This is a genomic window from Limnobacter sp. (genome assembly GCF_036405155.1).
GTDB lineage: Bacteria > Pseudomonadota > Gammaproteobacteria > Burkholderiales > Burkholderiaceae_B > Limnobacter.
In genome coordinates, this window is sequence record NZ_DASWYD010000006.1 from 332,643 (window position 1) to 349,492 (window position 16,850).

16 protein-coding genes are annotated in these 16,850 nt (G+C 54.8%); 8 read left to right on the forward strand and 8 right to left on the reverse strand.

What is annotated here, in order from left to right; genetic code table 11:
* Positions 1 to 26 precede the first annotated feature (26 nt).
* Positions 27 to 839: a crotonase/enoyl-CoA hydratase family protein gene (locus VGE55_RS07840; protein ID WP_331131151.1), complete on the reverse strand. Its 813-nt coding sequence runs from the start codon at positions 837 to 839 to the stop codon at positions 27 to 29.
* A gap of 85 nt (positions 840 to 924) precedes the next feature.
* On the opposite strand from VGE55_RS07840, the gene VGE55_RS07845 reads away from it, so the two are divergent.
* Positions 925 to 2,205, forward strand: coding sequence for a PcfJ domain-containing protein (locus VGE55_RS07845; RefSeq protein WP_331131152.1), 1,281 nt, complete (start codon positions 925 to 927; stop codon positions 2,203 to 2,205).
* A 24-nt stretch (positions 2,206 to 2,229) separates the two neighbouring features.
* On the opposite strand, the gene VGE55_RS07850 is transcribed toward VGE55_RS07845, so the two are convergent.
* The 4 genes from VGE55_RS07850 to yjgA form a co-directional block, all read right to left on the reverse strand.
* Positions 2,230 to 2,511: a DUF3717 domain-containing protein gene (locus VGE55_RS07850; RefSeq protein ID WP_331131153.1), complete on the reverse strand. Its 282-nt coding sequence runs from the start codon at positions 2,509 to 2,511 to the stop codon at positions 2,230 to 2,232.
* A gap of 132 nt (positions 2,512 to 2,643) precedes the next feature.
* On the reverse strand, positions 2,644 to 3,318 hold the full coding sequence (locus VGE55_RS07855; protein WP_331131154.1) for an alpha/beta hydrolase: 675 nt from the start codon (positions 3,316 to 3,318) through the stop codon (positions 2,644 to 2,646).
* A 27-nt stretch (positions 3,319 to 3,345) separates the two neighbouring features.
* Entirely contained in the window at positions 3,346 to 3,933 is a 588-nt protein-coding gene (gene mog, locus VGE55_RS07860) for a molybdopterin adenylyltransferase (protein WP_331131155.1), read from the reverse strand.
* Positions 3,930 to 4,496, reverse strand: coding sequence for a ribosome biogenesis factor YjgA (yjgA, locus tag VGE55_RS07865; protein WP_331131156.1), 567 nt, complete (start codon positions 4,494 to 4,496; stop codon positions 3,930 to 3,932). The genes mog and yjgA overlap by 4 nt, the downstream gene beginning before the upstream one ends.
* 45 nt (positions 4,497 to 4,541) lie before the next feature.
* On the opposite strand from yjgA, the gene pmbA reads away from it, so the two are divergent.
* The 4 genes from pmbA (at position 4,542) to VGE55_RS07885 (ending at position 9,077) form a co-directional block, all read left to right on the forward strand.
* Positions 4,542 to 5,894, forward strand: coding sequence for a metalloprotease PmbA (gene pmbA / locus VGE55_RS07870; RefSeq protein WP_331131157.1), 1,353 nt, complete (start codon positions 4,542 to 4,544; stop codon positions 5,892 to 5,894).
* Positions 5,895 to 5,914: 20 nt separating this feature from the next.
* Complete coding sequence (locus VGE55_RS07875; protein ID WP_331131158.1) at positions 5,915 to 7,003, forward strand: TRAP transporter substrate-binding protein; 1,089 nt, start codon at positions 5,915 to 5,917, stop codon at positions 7,001 to 7,003.
* A gap of 221 nt (positions 7,004 to 7,224) precedes the next feature.
* On the forward strand, positions 7,225 to 7,893 hold the full coding sequence (locus VGE55_RS07880) for a response regulator transcription factor (protein WP_331131159.1): 669 nt from the start codon (positions 7,225 to 7,227) through the stop codon (positions 7,891 to 7,893).
* Positions 7,890 to 9,077, forward strand: a complete 1,188-nt coding sequence (locus VGE55_RS07885; RefSeq protein ID WP_331131160.1) for a HAMP domain-containing sensor histidine kinase — start codon at positions 7,890 to 7,892, stop codon at positions 9,075 to 9,077. Before VGE55_RS07880 ends, VGE55_RS07885 begins: the two co-directional genes overlap by 4 nt.
* Here the strand turns inward: VGE55_RS07885 and VGE55_RS07890 are convergent.
* Genes VGE55_RS07890 through argH form a run of 3 tightly spaced genes read right to left on the reverse strand, consistent with a single transcriptional unit; the run spans position 9,032 to position 12,516 of the window.
* Complete coding sequence (locus tag VGE55_RS07890; protein ID WP_414674983.1) at positions 9,032 to 10,462, reverse strand: TRAP transporter large permease; 1,431 nt, start codon at positions 10,460 to 10,462, stop codon at positions 9,032 to 9,034. The two genes, VGE55_RS07885 and VGE55_RS07890, sit on opposite strands and share 46 nt — an antisense overlap.
* A gap of 7 nt (positions 10,463 to 10,469) precedes the next feature.
* Positions 10,470 to 11,063, reverse strand: coding sequence for a TRAP transporter small permease subunit (locus VGE55_RS07895; RefSeq protein WP_331131161.1), 594 nt, complete (start codon positions 11,061 to 11,063; stop codon positions 10,470 to 10,472).
* A gap of 28 nt (positions 11,064 to 11,091) precedes the next feature.
* Positions 11,092 to 12,516, reverse strand: a complete 1,425-nt coding sequence (gene argH, locus VGE55_RS07900) for an argininosuccinate lyase (protein WP_331131162.1) — start codon at positions 12,514 to 12,516, stop codon at positions 11,092 to 11,094.
* A gap of 133 nt (positions 12,517 to 12,649) precedes the next feature.
* Here argH and hemC point away from each other — a divergent pair, with 133 nt between their 5' ends.
* The 3 genes from hemC to VGE55_RS07915 are packed head-to-tail and all read left to right on the forward strand — an operon-like array spanning position 12,650 to position 16,794.
* Positions 12,650 to 13,573 (forward strand): hydroxymethylbilane synthase, encoded by a 924-nt coding sequence (gene hemC, locus VGE55_RS07905; RefSeq protein WP_331131163.1) that lies wholly within the window; start codon positions 12,650 to 12,652, stop codon positions 13,571 to 13,573.
* A 33-nt stretch (positions 13,574 to 13,606) separates the two neighbouring features.
* Positions 13,607 to 15,607 (forward strand): uroporphyrinogen-III C-methyltransferase, encoded by a 2,001-nt coding sequence (locus VGE55_RS07910; RefSeq protein ID WP_331131164.1) that lies wholly within the window; start codon positions 13,607 to 13,609, stop codon positions 15,605 to 15,607.
* Complete coding sequence (locus VGE55_RS07915) at positions 15,604 to 16,794, forward strand: heme biosynthesis HemY N-terminal domain-containing protein (RefSeq protein ID WP_331131165.1); 1,191 nt, start codon at positions 15,604 to 15,606, stop codon at positions 16,792 to 16,794. Before VGE55_RS07910 ends, VGE55_RS07915 begins: the two co-directional genes overlap by 4 nt.
* Positions 16,795 to 16,850: the final 56 nt, after the last annotated feature.

The following is a 16,850-nucleotide window of genomic DNA, read 5'->3' on the forward strand; positions in this document are numbered from 1 at the left end:
CAATTGGTAATGTACTGACCCGCGAATTATTCGCTTTGCGTAGTCAACAAGCCCCCGTGGCGACCGGCGCCATCCCGAAACGCCAAGGCACCTTGCACGGTTTCTCCGGATTGCAGCGTGTTCAGTCCAAACTCAAATTCCTCGGCCAAGGCAGTTTGCTCACCAAAAGACCATTGGTTGAGCACGCTTTGCCGGTCGTTTCGAAGGCAGGTCTGAGGGTGATCACACAACAGCCGTGCAAGTTCGGTGGCTGCCTGCACTGCGCCACCCGCTTCCACCAGTCGGTTGGCCAAACCCCATTGATAGGCCTCTTGGGCTTCCACCGCGCGTCCGGTCAGTATCATGTCCAAAGCTCGGCTTTGGCCGATGAGGCGAGGCAGTCGAACGGTGCCGCCGTCGATCAGCGGCACGCCAAAACGCCGACAAAACACACCAAACACGGCTGTGGTGTCTGCGACCCGAAGGTCACACCATGCCGCCAATTCCAGGCCGCCCGCCACGCAGTACCCGCTGACCGCAGCAATCACGGGTTTGCTCAATTGCATGCGGCTAATGCCCATGGGCCCGGCGCCATGGCGTTCCAGACGGTTGACCCTTTCCGGGTTGCCGGAGGCTACTGCCGTCAAATCTGCACCCGCACAAAAGTGACCACCCTGACCCGTCAGTATGGCCACCTTGGCGGTGCTGTCCCGGTCAAATTGGTTGAATGCCAATTCCAGTGCATCGGCTGTGGGTTTGTCAACGCAGTTGCGGACTTCTGGGCGCTGAATGGAAATCAGCCAGATTTGCCCTTCGTGTAATATTTCGATTTGTACGGGATCCTTGCCCTGGTTTGTCATGATGCAGCCCTTGAGTTTGAATGATTGTTTGACTACACGGCACAGCATACAACGAGTGCACTCTGCTGAATTGCCGCTGCGTTTCGTGAATACACATTCCGGTCTGCATTTGGAGTGGGCGGGGCTTGCCCGCATTCGCTTGATGGAAAGCCTTCCTGTGCAGTTGGGCTTGGAGCAGGCGCACCAGTTGTTGTCCAGCCTTCGCCTGTCTCCTTGGCAGTGTCCGCCCAGTTTTCCGCTGAAGCGCATTTGGGCCGATCACGCTGTCGGTCTGTCATTGCAACAAATCACGCTCAGTGACATGCAGCGCGCCTGGTTTAAAGCCGTGCGCGACCGGTATGGCAAAGATTGCGTTGCCATGCTGTTGAAGATTCAACCGCGTGGTGCCAATTTGCTGGACCTCGCCCGTGTGCGGGCGCATCGCACCATTCTCTCGCAGCGCTTGCTGGAGGCACCCACCCTGGCGCCTTTGCTGCGCCATGACCCGGGCATGTGGTCATCGCTGGACAACTGGAAAATGATCAAAACCCGTCTCATGGCGATGGGGTTGAATGCGCCAACCTGGCGGTGGTTGTGCCGGCGGTCCCGTGCCTACATTGCTCGGTTTGAGTGGAACCAATTGAGTCACATTGCGTGGGTTAATCTGCATGCGGCGGTGGGGCGACAAATACCTGTGTCGTGGGTGGATGCCCAAACCGGGGCCCTCAAAGGTTTTGGCGGCTTGCAAACCTGGCTGCGTCGGCATCATGAGCAGTTGAACATCGACCAGGCTTTGAACCTGTTGCGCGCACTTCGATTGGCGTTGGCGCGTCGCAATCAGTGCGGCAGTGTTGCTTTACAGCGGGAAATTGAGCAGGAGGAGTTTCCGTTGATTGCCGATTGGTTGCTCGCCAACCCCACCCTGGCCAAGGCTGGCGGCAACGGCATTACACGGGAATGGACTTACGACACTTTGATGGCTCGGCAATCCCACTGGCACTTGGTGGAAAAGCAAATCGATAAGACCCGCGTTAACGTCTTCTGGCCGGAAGTGTTGGGCATGGGTGAATTGACCAGTGGCGTGTTGTTCTTTGAGTTAACGTCGCTAAATGCTTTGCTGATGGAAGCCAAGCGGATGCACCACTGCGTGCCATCGTACATCGACCGTTGCATGGCCGGGGATGTGTGCTTGTTTCACTTGCAGCAGCGCGGGGCAGCTGCTGAACGCGCAACGCTGGAGCTTCGCAAAACTGGCCAGGGTCGCTGGCAGGTAAGCCAATTGAAGGGCCCTTGCAATGCGACTGTGGGGGATGAACTGTGGGCCGCCGCCAGACTGTTGGCCCTGAAAATAAGCCGACCAGGCCCCTACGAACTATCGGCCCGCTAAGCCAAACTGGCCAATTCAGCAGACTCAGGCGGCTTTGGCCATGCTGTCGACCAGTGGCGCAGGCGAGGCCGCTTTTGCAGCATCCAGAAGGCTCAATACAGCGGGTTCAATGTGATCGACGGTTTGGCTATGTCGGCCTTCCCAGATCCATTGGGCATACAGCTCAGCCAAGGCGGCTGCTTCTTTGCACAGTGTCATGCTGTCCCGTGGCGCAGGGTGCTGTGCACGCCACCAGTTGATGGCATTTTCCAGTTCGGTCATGGTGATAACCGCATTCGGACTGGTGGTTGGCAAGTTGCTGGCCATTGATTTCACCTGAATTGAATCACTCGGGCTATTCAGTGTACCAAAAAGCTGTGAATATATACAGTATATTTTGTGGCCAATTTGACGGCCCTGTTGTATCAAGCGCATGGGAAGAGTGAGGGATTGGTTGGGTTAAGCGCGGGTCAGCAGGGGTTCAAAAAAACGCGCGATGTCCACAATTTCGTCACCACAGACCGAGTGTGCCATTGGGTAGGTGTGCCAACTCACGCGGTAACCGCGGTCGCTCAGCAATTGCACGGCCCGCTGACCCCGCTCGACCACCACCACGTCGTCATGCTCGCCGTGTGCAGCGAATATGGGGGTGTTTTGGTTGGCTGGGCTGCGCTCGGCATCCAGTGTCTGTTCGCACGGCAGGTAGGTGGACAAGGCCACAATGCCGCCCAGGGGTACTTCACTGCGAAGGCCAGTCTGATAAGCAATAGCCCCGCCTTGTGAAAACCCCGCCAGCACAATCCGTTCGGAGGCAATGCCTGCAGCGCATTGCTCCTGAATCAAACCGTCGACCCAGCGCTGGCTTTGGCGCACGCCCTGTTCATCTTCCTGGCGCTGAAGGTCCACATTCCGAATGTCGTACCAGGCCCGCATCACATATCCACCATTGATGGACACCGGAATTTCCGGGGCATGCGGAAAAATGAAGCGGGTGGCTGGCAGGCCAAGTTGCTCCAGTTCTTTCACAACGGGTACAAAATCGTAACCGTCCGCACCCAGCCCATGCAGCCAAATCACGCAGTTTTTGGGGTTGGGCCCGGTCTCGACCCGTACGCTGTGCAGTGGTGTATTCATGTGCTGTCCTGTGATGCCGAGCGCGGTTTATTTTGTGCGAATGGCTGACTTCGGGCGGAAAGCTTTCACCACCGCCTCCCGGGTCTCGATGTAAGGCCCACCAATCAGGTCAATGCAGTAGGGAACAGCTGCAAATATCCCCTTGACGATGGGCTTGCCGTGCTCATCTTTCAAACCTTCCAGGGTTTCTGCAATCGCTTTGGGTTGCCCTGGCAGGTTGATGATCAGGCTGTCGCTGCGAATGACGGCCACCTGTCTGGACAAAATAGCCGTGGGCACAAAATGCAGGCTGATTTGTCGCATTTGTTCACCAAAACCGGGCATTTCTTTGTGAGCAACTGCCAGTGTGGCCTCGGGCGTTACATCCCTTTTTGCAGGCCCAGTGCCGCCGGTGGTGCAAATCAATGCACAACGGTCATCATCTGCCAGCTTAATCAGGGCGCTTTCAATCTCGGCCTGCTCATCGGGTATCAGCACCTCGACAAATTCAATCGGGTTTTCCAGCGCTTTGGTTAGCCATTCCCGGAGGCTGGGTATGCCTTGGTCCTGATATACCCCTTGTGAAGCACGGTCACTCACGGAGACCAAACCAATTTTGATGGTGTCCAGGCTCATTCTTCATCGTCCTCCAAATCGCCTTCCTGCGATGCATCTCCACCAGAGGCTTCGGCGATCATTTTGTAGATGGCCTGAAACAACTGCCGATAATTTTTGGGGGGCTTGTTGTTTGTTCGCTCTGATGCGGCCTGGCGAATCATGGTGTTCAGGTTCAGTTGCGCTGCTTGCGGATACGCTTTGATGAGGTCTGCCAGCAGGGCAGGTTCTTGAATCAAACGGTCGCGCCATTGTTCAGCGGCATGCAAGTTGAGCACTTTGAGTTTTTGCTCAACCGACTCACCATTCACCCAGGCCTGGATATCGTCATGCTCTTCTTGGCGCATCAATTTGCCAATGAATTGCAGTTGACGCTTTTTGGCTCCAAAACTGCGGCATTTGTGAAACTCTGCGATGGCTTCCAGCAAGCGTTCGCCAATCGGTGCTTTTTTGACTTTTTCAAACGGCAACTCGCACAGGGTTTTGCCAAGGTCCTGCAAGGCCAGCATTTCCCGCTTCACAGCCGATTTGCTGGGGGGATCATCGTCGTTAAACGCGTGGTCGTGGTCGTTTTGATGTTTCATGGGCTGTATATTAGCCATTTTTGGCAGCATTGTTTGCGAGAACCCATGGCCTTCAGCTTTAAAACCGAGACTTTTCAGGAATTGACCGAGTACGCACTCCAGAAGGCGAAAAGCCTTGGGGCCAGCGATTGTGCCGTGGACATCAGCGAAGGCGTTGGGCAGTCCGTGAGCGTGCGCATGGGCAAGGTGGAAACCATTGAGCACACCCGTGACAAAAGCTTCGGGGTCAGCCTGTTTGTGGGTAAAAAGCGGGGCAATGCCTCGTCGTCTGATTTTTCAAAGCAGGCGATTGATGCCACCATTCAGGCCGCTTTGGACATTGCCAAATACACCGCTGCAGACCGTTTTGCTGGCCTACCCGAGGTCGAGGAGTTGTCGCGGCGGCATCGCGATCTCGAGCTTTACCATCCCTGGAAAATTTCAACCGCCAAAGCGGTTGAAAAAGCGCTGGCCATGGAGCAGGCTGCTTTTGATGTCTCTACAAAAATCCGGAATTCGGATGGCGCCAACGTGTCCGTGGAAACCGGGCATTTTTGGGCTGCAAACAGCCGTGGCTTCAAAGGTGGCTACCCTTATTCACGCCACTCACTCTCGGTGTCGCCGATTGCACAGGCCGGCCGATCAAAAGACAGTCCCATGCAGCGGGATTTCTGGTATTCGTCCGAGCGCAATCCAAAAAATCTCGAAAAGCCAAAATCAATTGGACAGATTGCGGCCACACGCGCCATCGCACGCCTGGGCTCCAAGCCACTGACCACCCGGAAATGCCCGGTGATTTTTGAAGCACCAGTTGCATCCAGCCTGATCAGCCATTTTGTGGGTGCAGTGTCGGGTTCGTCGCTCTATCGAAAGACCAGTTTTTTGCTCAACAGCCTGGGAAAACCGGTGTGGGCACCCCACATCACCTTGAAAGAAGATCCGTTCATTTTGGGGGCACATGGCAGTTCGCCTTTTGACGAAGAAGGCGTGAAAGTCAAGCCGCGCACCGTGGTGAAGAAGGGTGTGGTGGAAGGCTACTTTTTGTCCACGTATTCGGCCCGAAAACTGAAAATGCAATCCACTGGCAATGCGGGTGGTACGCACAACCTTGTGCTCAGTTCGTCCCGTACGGTGCGTGGTGGCTTGCAGGCTTTGCTGGCCCAGATGGGCACGGGCCTCTTGGTGACCGAGCTGATGGGGCAGGGAGTCAACGGCGTCACGGGTGATTATTCCCGTGGGGTGTTTGGTTATTGGGTTGAGAATGGGGTGATTGTTCACCCGGTTGAAGAGGTCACGATTGCAGGCAATTTGAAAGACATGCTGGCCAATGTGGTGGCCATGTCCGACGATGCGCAGTGGCGAGGCAGCAAGCACAACGGCAGCATTTTGATTGAATCCATGACCGTTGCCGGCAATTGAAGTCTGGAGGAGAAATGACCATGAAGCGCCGAGATTTTTTGACATCAGCGATGGGTGCCAGTGCGGCCGTCGGTGCTTCCGTCGTTTCTGGAGCGGCGCAGGCGGCAAACCTGCCCTCCGTGAAGTGGCGGCTGGCCTCCAGTTTCCCCAAAAGCCTCGATGCCATTTGGACCGCAGCACCCCAATTGGCCCAACGGGTGGCCCAGTTGACCGATGGAAAATTTGATATTCGCCCCTTCGCTGCCGGAGAAATTGTGCCAGGTTTGCAAGTGGCCGATGCGGTTCAAAATGCCACAGTGGAGGTGGGGCACACGGCCAGTTACTACTACGTGGGCAAAGATGCCACCTTTGCGTTTGACACCACGTTGCCATTCGGCATGACATCCCGCCAACAAAATGCCTGGATGTACAGCGGTGGTGGTTTGCAGCTGATGCGCGAATTTTTCAAGGGCTACAACATGACCAGTTTTCCCGGTGGAAACACCGGAACGCAGATGGGTGGGTGGTGGCGCAAGGAATTGAAATCGCTGGCTGACCTCAAAGGCCTGAAGGTGCGCATACCAGGCTTTGGGGGGAAGATCATGGCGGCGCTGGGGGCGGTTCCCCAAACCATTGCCGGTGGTGATATTTACCCCTCGTTAGAAAAAGGCACCATTGATGCGGCGGAATGGGTTGGCCCTTATGACGACGAAAAACTCGGCTTTCAAAAGGTGGCCCGGTTTTATTACTACCCAGGTTTTTGGGAGCCCAGCGCCATGTTGAGTTTTTTTGTCAATCTGGATGCCTGGAACAAACTGCCCAAAACCTACCAAGTGGCGTTTGAAGTGGCTGCGGCCGAGGTCAATTTGACCATGCAAGCCGCCTACGATGCCAAAAACCCGGCGGCTTTGGGGCGTTTGTTGAAGTCTGGCGCTCAGTTGCGGATTTTTCCGCGTGACCTTCTCGACGCTGCCTATGTTGAGGCAGAGAAGCTCTACGCTCAAGAGTGCAAAAGCAATCCACGATTCAAAAAAGTCTTCGAGTCGTGGAATCGCTTTCGGAATGACCAGGCCAACTGGTTCAGGGTGGCCGAAAATGCCATGGCAACCTACACACCCAGAACGAAGTGACATTTTGACCTGACCATCTTGCTCAGGCTATAAAAGGCGGCTTTACAGGCCGCCTTTTTTTTATTCACTTTTGGAACCAAAGGCTACCCCTTAGTCACCCAACGCAGTGTCGCCCCATCCGGGGTTGTTTGACCTTGTAATGCCTGTCGTAATGGATTCAGGTCTGGTGGCGAACCAGATTCGACAATCATGAACGGCATTTGACTTGTAGGGAACGCTCCATGTCAGCTTCTAACCAGCTTCGTGTATTCATCATTGATGATCACCCCATCATCGCCATGGCACTGCGTGACATCATGAATGCACGCTATTCCGACCTTGAAGTGAAACTGTTCAGCCGCATTGGTCCGGCTTTGGAGCACAGTCGCTTTGAGCAACCTGACCTGGTTCTCTTGGACCTTGGGTTGCCCGACATGACACCCGAAAAAGTGCTGGAAACCGCTTTGGAAACCTTCGATTACAGCCGGACCTTGGTGATTTCAGGCAATGAGGACATCCTGGGTGACATGGCCGACCAGTATCCCGAGACCGAGTTTGTGTCCAAGGGCATTTCCCAAGACCGTGTGCTGAGTGTTTTGGACAGCATGGTGTTGAAGTTGCGTCGAAACAATTGGACTGAACACATCAGCCCCAAAGCACAACCGAACAACAGCTTCACGATTGGGCAGCGCATGGCGCGCATTACCGAGCGTCAGGTTTCTGTGTTGTATCGAATTGCCAAAGGCGAGTCAAACCATGAAATTGCGCAAAACCTGGGTCTGTCACCCGAGACGGTAAAAACCCACGTGCGCAGCATTTTGGCCCGTTTGAATGCACGCAATCGCCTGGAGGCGGCGATGTTGTACCGTGCCTGGCAGGAGCAAAAGTCTGACGAGGTGTATTCGGATTGACCTACAACGCAAGCATGGCCCGTCTACTCAAAATCAGTGCCTGGATTCAACAAAACCACGAGAGTTGTTTGTTGATGGTTTGGTGTGTTTTCCCGCTCAGCCTTGCGTTAACCAACATTGATTTGTCTGCGCAGCTTCAGTTGTTCGCCCTGGCGGCCATCTCCGGTGCCTTGTTGTACGCAAAACTGTTGCGGAAGCGGGCACTTCGGGTGCCCAGCACCGAAAAACTGTGGCTGCTGGTATTCACCTCCTGCATATCCGGTTTGTTGCTTTCTGTGGGCTGGCGTCAGTGGTCATTCACCGTGTTGTGTTGGGTGTTGCCCTTGGTGATTTGGGCGGTGGCTTTGGAGCGCCGTTGTCGCTATCAAATTGCCCGGCAGCGCATTCAACACCGCCGCGACCAGCAAGCCCGGTGGCGTGAATCCAAAAAGGCTGTTCTGACCGAATGGAAAGCCCGGCTGCGCTGGATTGCCGGTGTCCAGCACGACATGCGCCAACCCTTGCATGCATTGGGATTGTTGGTGGGGCATCCCGCACTTGAAACCCAAGTGGCCAAAGGGCCTGCCCGTCAGGTCGTCAAGCAAATGATGAGCTGTCAGCGTTGGCTGCATGAATTGGCTGAAAACATGCTGGAGGCAACTCGCTTGGAGTTGGGCGAGCAGCGGGAAAAGAAAATTGAATCGGTGTCCAGCAGCGATCTGTGCCATTCAATTGAAACCTGGATTTCGCAACTGGCCGAAAGCAAAGGCTTGCAATTTTCCGTTCAGGTTCAAGAGTTGATGATTTACACCGATGTACGTCGGCTAAAACGCGTCCTTGGCAATTTGGTGTTCAACGCTGTTGAACACACCCACGAAGGAAAGGTTGAATTGAGATACACCCGGCGTGGTGGCGTGCACCAGTTTTCAGTCATTGACACCGGACCCGGTTTTGATGAGTCGAGTTTGAAAGACAACTCAGCAGAGGTTTCCAGTTTCGGGTCCGATTTGCCAAAAACCGGCATCGGTTTGTATGTGGTGCGCAAACTGTGCGACGAAATGAACTGGAATTTGTCAGTCAGTCGCCGCATTGAGCAAGGCACTGTGTTCGAGCTTGAGTTGGCTGACCGGATAACGCCCAAGCAAGAGAAGTCAGACCCTCATTCGCTGAACTTGGGCACGAATTGTGGTTGCCCGTCCCAATAGTTTGTCTCGGGTACGTCGACTTTAAGCGGCGCATCGTCCACGGATCTCACAGCCTTCTCGCCCACCAAATTCGGGAATGCATAAATGAGGCCGACCATCAGCAGCTGGAGTCCAATAAACGGGATGATGCCCTGATAAATTTCAATCGATCGGATGGATTTCGGTGCCACCGACTTCAGATAAAACAGTGAAAAACCGAAGGGTGGTGTCAGGAACGATGTCTGCAAATTCATGGCCACCATGACGCCGAACCACACCAAGTCGATGTCCAACTTTGCTGCAATCGGAACCAGCAGTGGCAGCACAATAAAGACAATTTCGAAGAAGTCCAGAAAGCAGCCCAACACAAACACCAACACGTTGACAGCCAGCAGAAAACCAACCTTGCCACCGGGCAGGTTGCCCATCAGGTGTTCAAGCCACAAGTCGCCCTCAATGGCTCGGAATGACAGTCCAAACACGGTCGATCCGATGAGCACGAACATGACAAAGCAGGACAGTTTGGTGGTCGAGTCTAACGCTTGCTTCAGCAGGGTGCCGTTCAACCGGCGTTTTGCTGCGGTCAAGGCGGTGGCGCCCACGGCACCCATGGCACCACCTTCGGTTGGGGTTGCCAAACCGAGGTAGATACTGCCCAGTACCAAAAATATCAACACCAGCGGAGGCAAAAGAACAAACAACAACGCTGACCAAATGCTTGGGCCTTGGTGAGTGTGGGCGGAGAAGTGGGTATTGGCTGGCAGTGCAGGGAGGGCCTGTTTGTTGAACATGGCAATCAGCGCAATGTAAGCCATAAACAGGCCAACCAGCAGCAGGCCGGGTACCAGTGCGCCGGTGTACATGGCCCCCACGGATACACCCAGTTGATCGGCCAGCACGATGAGCACCAGCGATGGCGGAATGATTTGAGCCAGTGTGCCTGCAGCAGCAATGGTGCCTGTTGCAACCCGTGGGCTGTAACCGTACTTCAGCATGACAGGCAGGGAAATGAGCGCCATGGAAATAACCGATGCCGCGACCACGCCCGTGGTGGCTGCCAACAACGCGCCGACCAAAATCACCGCAAAGGCCAGGCCGCCACGAACCCGCCCAAACAGTTGGCCCACGGTTTCCAGTAATTCTTCAGCCATGCCACTGCGTTCGAGCATGAGGCCCATGAAGGTGAAGAAGGGGATGGCCAGCAGCGTATCATTGCTCATGATGCCAAAAATACGGTCTGGCAGCGCCTGGAGCAGCGCTGGGTTCATCATGCCTTGTTCAATGGCGACATAGCCAAACAACAAACCATTGGCCGCCAGTGCAAAAGCGACCGGAAAGCCAGACAACATGAACACCAGCAAGGTGCCAAACATGAGTACAGGTAACCAGTCGGTCGGGATCATCATGGGACAGTCAGGGCTGTGGGTTGGTGGGTTGGCCCAGTGCTGACAGGGCAGACTGGACTTCAGCCTCATTGTTGTTTTGTTGGGTACTGACCGCTGGCAAATAACCATTCAACATGGCGGATTTGTTAATGAGTTCTGCCAACACCTGCAGACCCAACAGGGCAAAGCCCAGTGGGATCAGGATTTTTGCAGGCCAGCGCGGCAAGCCGCCTGCATCCGCAGACATCTCTTGGATACGAATCGATTCAGCTGCAAAGTCCCAGCCGTACAGCAACATGAAACCAATCAGTGGGAGCATGAAAAATACATAGCCCACAACATCGATCCACAGTTGGGTGCGTACCGAGAACCGTTGGGACAACACGTCGATGCGCACATGGGCATTTTCAGCCAGTGTGTAAGCGGCACCCAATAAAAACACCGTGCCAAACAGATACCACTGAACCTCCAGCAAACCATTTGAGCTGATGTTGAACACTTTGCGAACCACAGCGTTGTATGCACAAACCAACGTGGTGATGAGGATGAGCCACGCCAAGCTGCTGCCCAGGTGCCTGTTCAGTTTGCTGACTTGTGCTGAAAATGCCAGAAGACGCTGCATGGTGTTTACACTCGCAAAGGTGCGAAGCTCACAGCTTGAGCCTGTTCCGTGTGGCCATCACTGCTTGTTTGACTTGTTCCGGTGCTGTGCCGCCCAGGTGGTTGCGGGCTTTGAGTGAACCTTCCAAGGTCAACACGTCCAGCAATGCGGGGTTGACCAAGTCGTCGCTGTAACCCAGTTCGCTCAGGTGCAGGGCTTCTTGCAATTGCGCAACAGTCAATTGTTCAAGGCCGCAGGTGTGTTCATCGCAGTAGCGCACAGCCCGAGCAACTGCTTCATGGGCATCTCGAAAGGGCATGCCTTTTTTGACCAAAGCATCGGCCAAATCGGTGGCTGTGGCATAGCCTTCCAGCGTTGCTCGGCGCATGTTCTCGGGCTTGACTCGAACGCCGTCGATCATTTCGGCGAAAATGGTGAGCGTGTCCACCACGGTGTCCACCGTGTCAAACAGGGGTTCTTTGTCTTCCTGGTTGTCTTTGTTGTAGGCCAGTGGTTGGCCTTTCATGAGTGTGAGCAAGCCAGTCAGGTGGCCATAAACCCGACCGGTTTTGCCGCGTGCCAACTCGGGTACGTCCGGGTTCTTTTTCTGCGGCATGATGGATGAGCCCGTGCAAAACCGGTCCGGCAGATCAATAAAGGCGTATCGTGGACTCATCCAGAGAATCAATTCCTCGGACAATCGGGAGACATGCATCATCAGCAGGCTGGCCGCCGCACAAAACTCAATCGCAAAGTCACGGTCGGAAACCGAGTCCAGGCTGTTTCGGGTGGGTTCGTCAAAACCCAGCAGTTCGGCTGTGCGGTGGCGGTTGATCGGAAATGTTGTTCCGGCCAAGGCAGCGGCCCCCAGTGGAAGTCGGTTGATGCGTTTGCGGCAATCTTGCATGCGCTCAAGGTCACGCTCAAACATTTCTGCATACGCCAACAGGTGGTGGCCAAAGGTGACGGGCTGGGCAACCTGTAAATGGGTAAAGCCGGGCATGACTGTGTCAAAGTGGCGTTCAGCCACGTCCACCAGGCTTTTGATCAGGGCTTTGATCAAGCCTTGAATGCGGTCAACCTCGTGTCGCATGAACAAGCGAATATCGGTGGCCACTTGGTCGTTTCGAGAGCGACCTGTGTGGAGACGCTTGCCCGCATCGCCAACAATTTCGGTCAAACGCCGCTCAATATTCAAGTGGACGTCTTCCAGGTCCAGTTGCCACTGAAATTCGCCGTCAGCCATTTCCTGTCGAATTTGGGCCATGCCACGTTCAATGGCTGCAAGGTCATTGGCAGATATCACTTTGGCTTCAGCCAACATGGTGGCGTGGGCCAGCGAGCCCTGAATGTCGAATTGCGCCAGGCGTTTGTCGAAAAACACGGAGGCTGTGTAGCGTTTCACCAATTCGGACATGGGTTCGTTGAAACGGGCCGACCACGCTTCCTGTTTTTTGGACCATTGGTTGGACATGGGAAATCCTTGTGTGCCTTGAGATGGGCCTAATTATAAGGGGCCAACATGCTAGACTTTCCCAGTACTGGCGTTCTTGTTGGTCCTTGCGCACTTTTTAACCTGTTTTGGTCATTGCTGACCTTTATTTCTCATGAAAATCAGAATTGCATCCCGTGAAAGTCGATTGGCCATGTGGCAAGCCGAGCATGTGCGTGACCGCCTTGTGGCACTGTCCGGCGTCACCGAGGTCGAAATTGTCGGTATGACCACACAAGGGGATCAAATTCTGGACCGCTCGCTGGCGAAGATTGGTGGTAAAGGGCTGTTCATCAAGGAACTTGAGGTGGCTTTGATGGAAGGCCGGGCGGATTTGGCTGTGCATTCCGGCAAAGACATCCCGATGGACTTGGACCCTGAATTTCAGCTGGTGGGTTTCATGACGCGTGAAGACCCCAGAGACGCCTTCGTGTCCAATGACTTCAGCAGCCTGGATGATTTGCCGCCCGGCAGTGTGGTGGGCAGCAGTAGCCTTCGCCGTCAGGCCCAGGTATTGGCCCGTTTTCCCCATTTGGTCGTGCAACCCTTGCGCGGCAACCTGGACACCCGTTTGGGCAAGCTGGATCGAGGCGAATATCAAGCCATTGTGCTGGCCGCCGCAGGTCTCAAGCGTTTGGGGCTGGTTGATCGCATCCGCTCCTACATTCCCACAGAGCACATGTTGCCCGCCGTGGGTCAAGGTGCTTTGGGTTTGGAAATTCGCCGGGGTGATTCCGTTCTGTACGAACTGGTGAAACCCTTGATTGATCCGGTGTGCACCTGTTTGGTCAGCGCCGAGCGTCAGGTTTCGCGGGCCTTGGGCGGAAGCTGCCAAACACCCCTGGGTGGCTTTGCTGAAGAGACCTCACCCGGGTCCATGCGTTTGCGTGCGATGGTGGCCAGTGTGGACGGACAGAGATTGGTGACAGCGCAATCCACGGGTGCATTGTCCGATTGGCTGGATGTTGCAAACACTGCCGTTGAAGGCCTGCGAAAGCAGGGTGCAGAGGACATGGTTAAACAGGCACGATTGACCTGATGAAAGTGGCCTGATAAATACGGGGGTTTAAACATGGGTTGGACACTGGTGGTTTGCAAGCCTCAGTTGCCGGAAGGTTACAGCATTCAAAAAGCCGAGTTGGATGAGCAACTGACCCTTGGGACTCAAGCGGCTGTCGTAAACCTGCCCGTGTTTGAGCTCGTGCCGCACACGGCCCGATTGGCAACCTTGCGAGATTGGATGGCCGCGCCTCGCCGGCGATTCCAAAAACTGGTGGTGTTTGTGAGTCCCTCTGCCCTGGAAATGGCCATGACTGGCGTGGCCGAGTGGCCAGCTGATTTGATGTGTGGCGTGATGGGAAGGCAAAGTGCACGCCTGGCCCAGCGCATGGGCATTCCCCGCGACCGCATTTTGGCACCCAGTGGTGAAGGTGGGGACGATACAGAGGATTCTGCAGGCTTACTGTCGCTTATCTGCCGGCATTTTGGGGATAAAACACTGGAAGTGATGGTTTGCAAGGGCCCTCGGGGGCGCGTGGAGTTTCCCCAGAAGCTGCAAAGCCTGGGCCACGAGGTGGACATACTCGAAATTTATGATCGACTGGAAATTCAGCAAAACAGCCTGCGATTGAATGAGTTGCTGAAGCAAGGCCCACAATGCGCGTTGTGGATCACCAGCAGCGAGACTGCAGAGGCCCTGGATCGCCAAATGAGCCAGTTGCCCGATCACCAGTTGTTGGGTTTCAAGAATGCGGCCACTGTACTGACCACCCACCCCAGAATTACCCGTCGTTGCAAAGAATTGGGCTATGCGCGGGTCGTGGAGATTCCAACAGGGATACAATCAGTGAATCTATGGCTGAAAACAAATACAACAGCGATGACAAGTCCCAGCATGCCTAACCCAGCCCCCACACCCCAGCCCAGCGCGCCAGCTTATGCAGCGTCACAGCCCACTCAGGGCGCCACTCCAACGGTCAATCCATGGCTGGTGAAGCTTGCGTTTCTGTTCTCGTTGGGCAGCATGGCGTTGGTGCTGTTGATTTCATTTGCCGGCAAAAACCAGATTGAGAAAACACGGTTGGCATTTGGTGAACGCATTCAAAAAGAGTCCACCACACTGGACCTGGTACGCGAGCAGATGACGCAATACGACGACCTGACGCGCGACTTGAAAACTCGCTTTGAACTGCTGGAAGAGGCCCAAAAGGAAGAGGCCAGCCAACGCGTGAGCCTGGAGGAGGTTTACAACAATTTGTTGGCCAGCAAAACGGAAGTGTCCTTGAGTGAGGTGGATCAATTGATCTCGATCGCCAAGCGACAGCTGTATTTGTTGGGCAATGTGAATGGTGCAGCCGTGGCCCTGGGGCAGGCAATTGATCTGCTTGAAAAAGCTGAGAAGCCCTCGCTGATCAATTTGAGGACTGCGTTGCAGACGGACTTGGCTGCCATCAAGGCACTGCCGGCTGATGACCTGTTGAAACTGGCCATCGCATTGGATTCAGTGATCAATTCGGTGGAAACGATGCCCAGCTTGGCTGGGGCCGATGCAACCACCCAGACCAATTTGGCGAAACTGAACAATGCCCAGCCGACCGAAACCGAACAGACTGGTGAGACCGTAAAGCCAGCCCCTGAGCCTGGGGCACCTGAAGTCTCCGCCGTCCCCTTGACCTGGGCTGGTGCATGGTCGTTTGTCAAAATGGTGGTATCCACTGCGTGGTACGACATTCAATCGCTGGTTGAAATCACCAAAGTGGATTCACCGGAGGTGTTGCTGCTGTCGTCCCGTCAGGAGGCAGACATTCGCAATGCTTTGCGCCTTTCATTGCTGAATGCGCGGGTGACCATGCTGTCGCGCCAGGGTGAGTTGCTGAAGTCTGACTTGAATCGTTCCCTGAACCTCATCAATACATACTTTGACACCAAAAACCCACAGGTGGAACGTGCGGTTTCGGTGCTCAATGAGATCAACAAGATTCAGGTGGATTTGGTGTTGCCCGAATTGAAAGCAACCACCTCAGCCTACCGTTTGGCCGTCGCCGGTCAGCAACAGAAGGGGGTTAAGCCATGAAGCAATTGATCGGCCTGCTGCTGATTATTGTGGTGGCTGTTGCAGTGACCTTGTTTGCAGACGGCAATGCTGCCAAGGTGGTGGTGTTTTTTGGTCAGTACCGGATTGACCTTTCCTTGAATTTCGCCATCATCGCCTTGGTGTTGAGCTTCGTGCTTGTTCATTTTTCTCTGCTGGCTATTCGCGCGTCGGGTCAGTTGCCAGCGCGTTTTAAGGCCTACCTTCAAAACCGCAAGCAAACGGCATTGCTTGATGCCAACACGGCTGGTTTGATTGCCTTTATTACCGGCGATGAGCCCTCAGCCGCAAAGGCCTTGAAGGCCGCCTCAAAAACAGGCATTGAAACAGACCTCAGTTACCTGGTGCGTGCTTTGTCCTCCATTCAGGCCGACCGTCTGGATGAGGCGGAAGAGATTTTGAGCCACGACAAAGCCCAAGAGGGGCAGCATGCAGTCGCACTGACCATTCTCAAGGCCAAAATTGCTTTGGCCCGTGCATTGCCGGAGCGGGCGATCGAGTTGCTCGCAGCGCTGGATAGCGCTTCGGCCCGTTTGCCTCAGGCTCAGTATGTAAAGCTGTTTGCCCTGATTGGCCTGAACCGATGGGATGAGGCGTTGGTTCAGTATCGAAACTGTGTGGCCTCCAACGCTTTGAAACAAATGGACCAGGAGCAGGCCATTGGTGCCATCTACACTGGGCTTGTTGAAGCGGCCGAGGGTGATTCGACCCGGTTGAAGGCGGTGCTCTCCAATGCCAAGCCCAAAGAATTGGACAACGTGCTGGCGCTCAATGCTCTGTCCGAAGGCCTCATGACCTGTGGTGAAAGCAAGGCGGCGCGGGTTTTGCTGGAGTCTGCACTCAGCAATCGCAAAAGCCTTGATGTATTGCCCGCTTATCACCAAGTGGCTGTTCATGAGTCCCGTGACGCTTTGCCTTTTGTTGAGAAATTGCTGGGTGCTCACCCGACTGACCTTCGCTTGATTGAGCTGGCTGGCGATGTTTGTGAGCAGGAGCAACTGTGGGGCAAGGCCATTTCCCGTTTTGAAACCGTGTACGCCCGACAACCTTCAGCCCACTTGGCGCGCAAGCTGGAAAGGCTGTATGAAACTGCCAACCAAGCCGACAAGGCGAGGCTGTGGCGTGACAAATTGAATGCACACCTGCAGGCAGAACGTCAGCCTGCATGAAGAAAACTTGGCTACAATTCGTGGCATCCAGGCAGTGGGGAAACCCCTGAATCAAA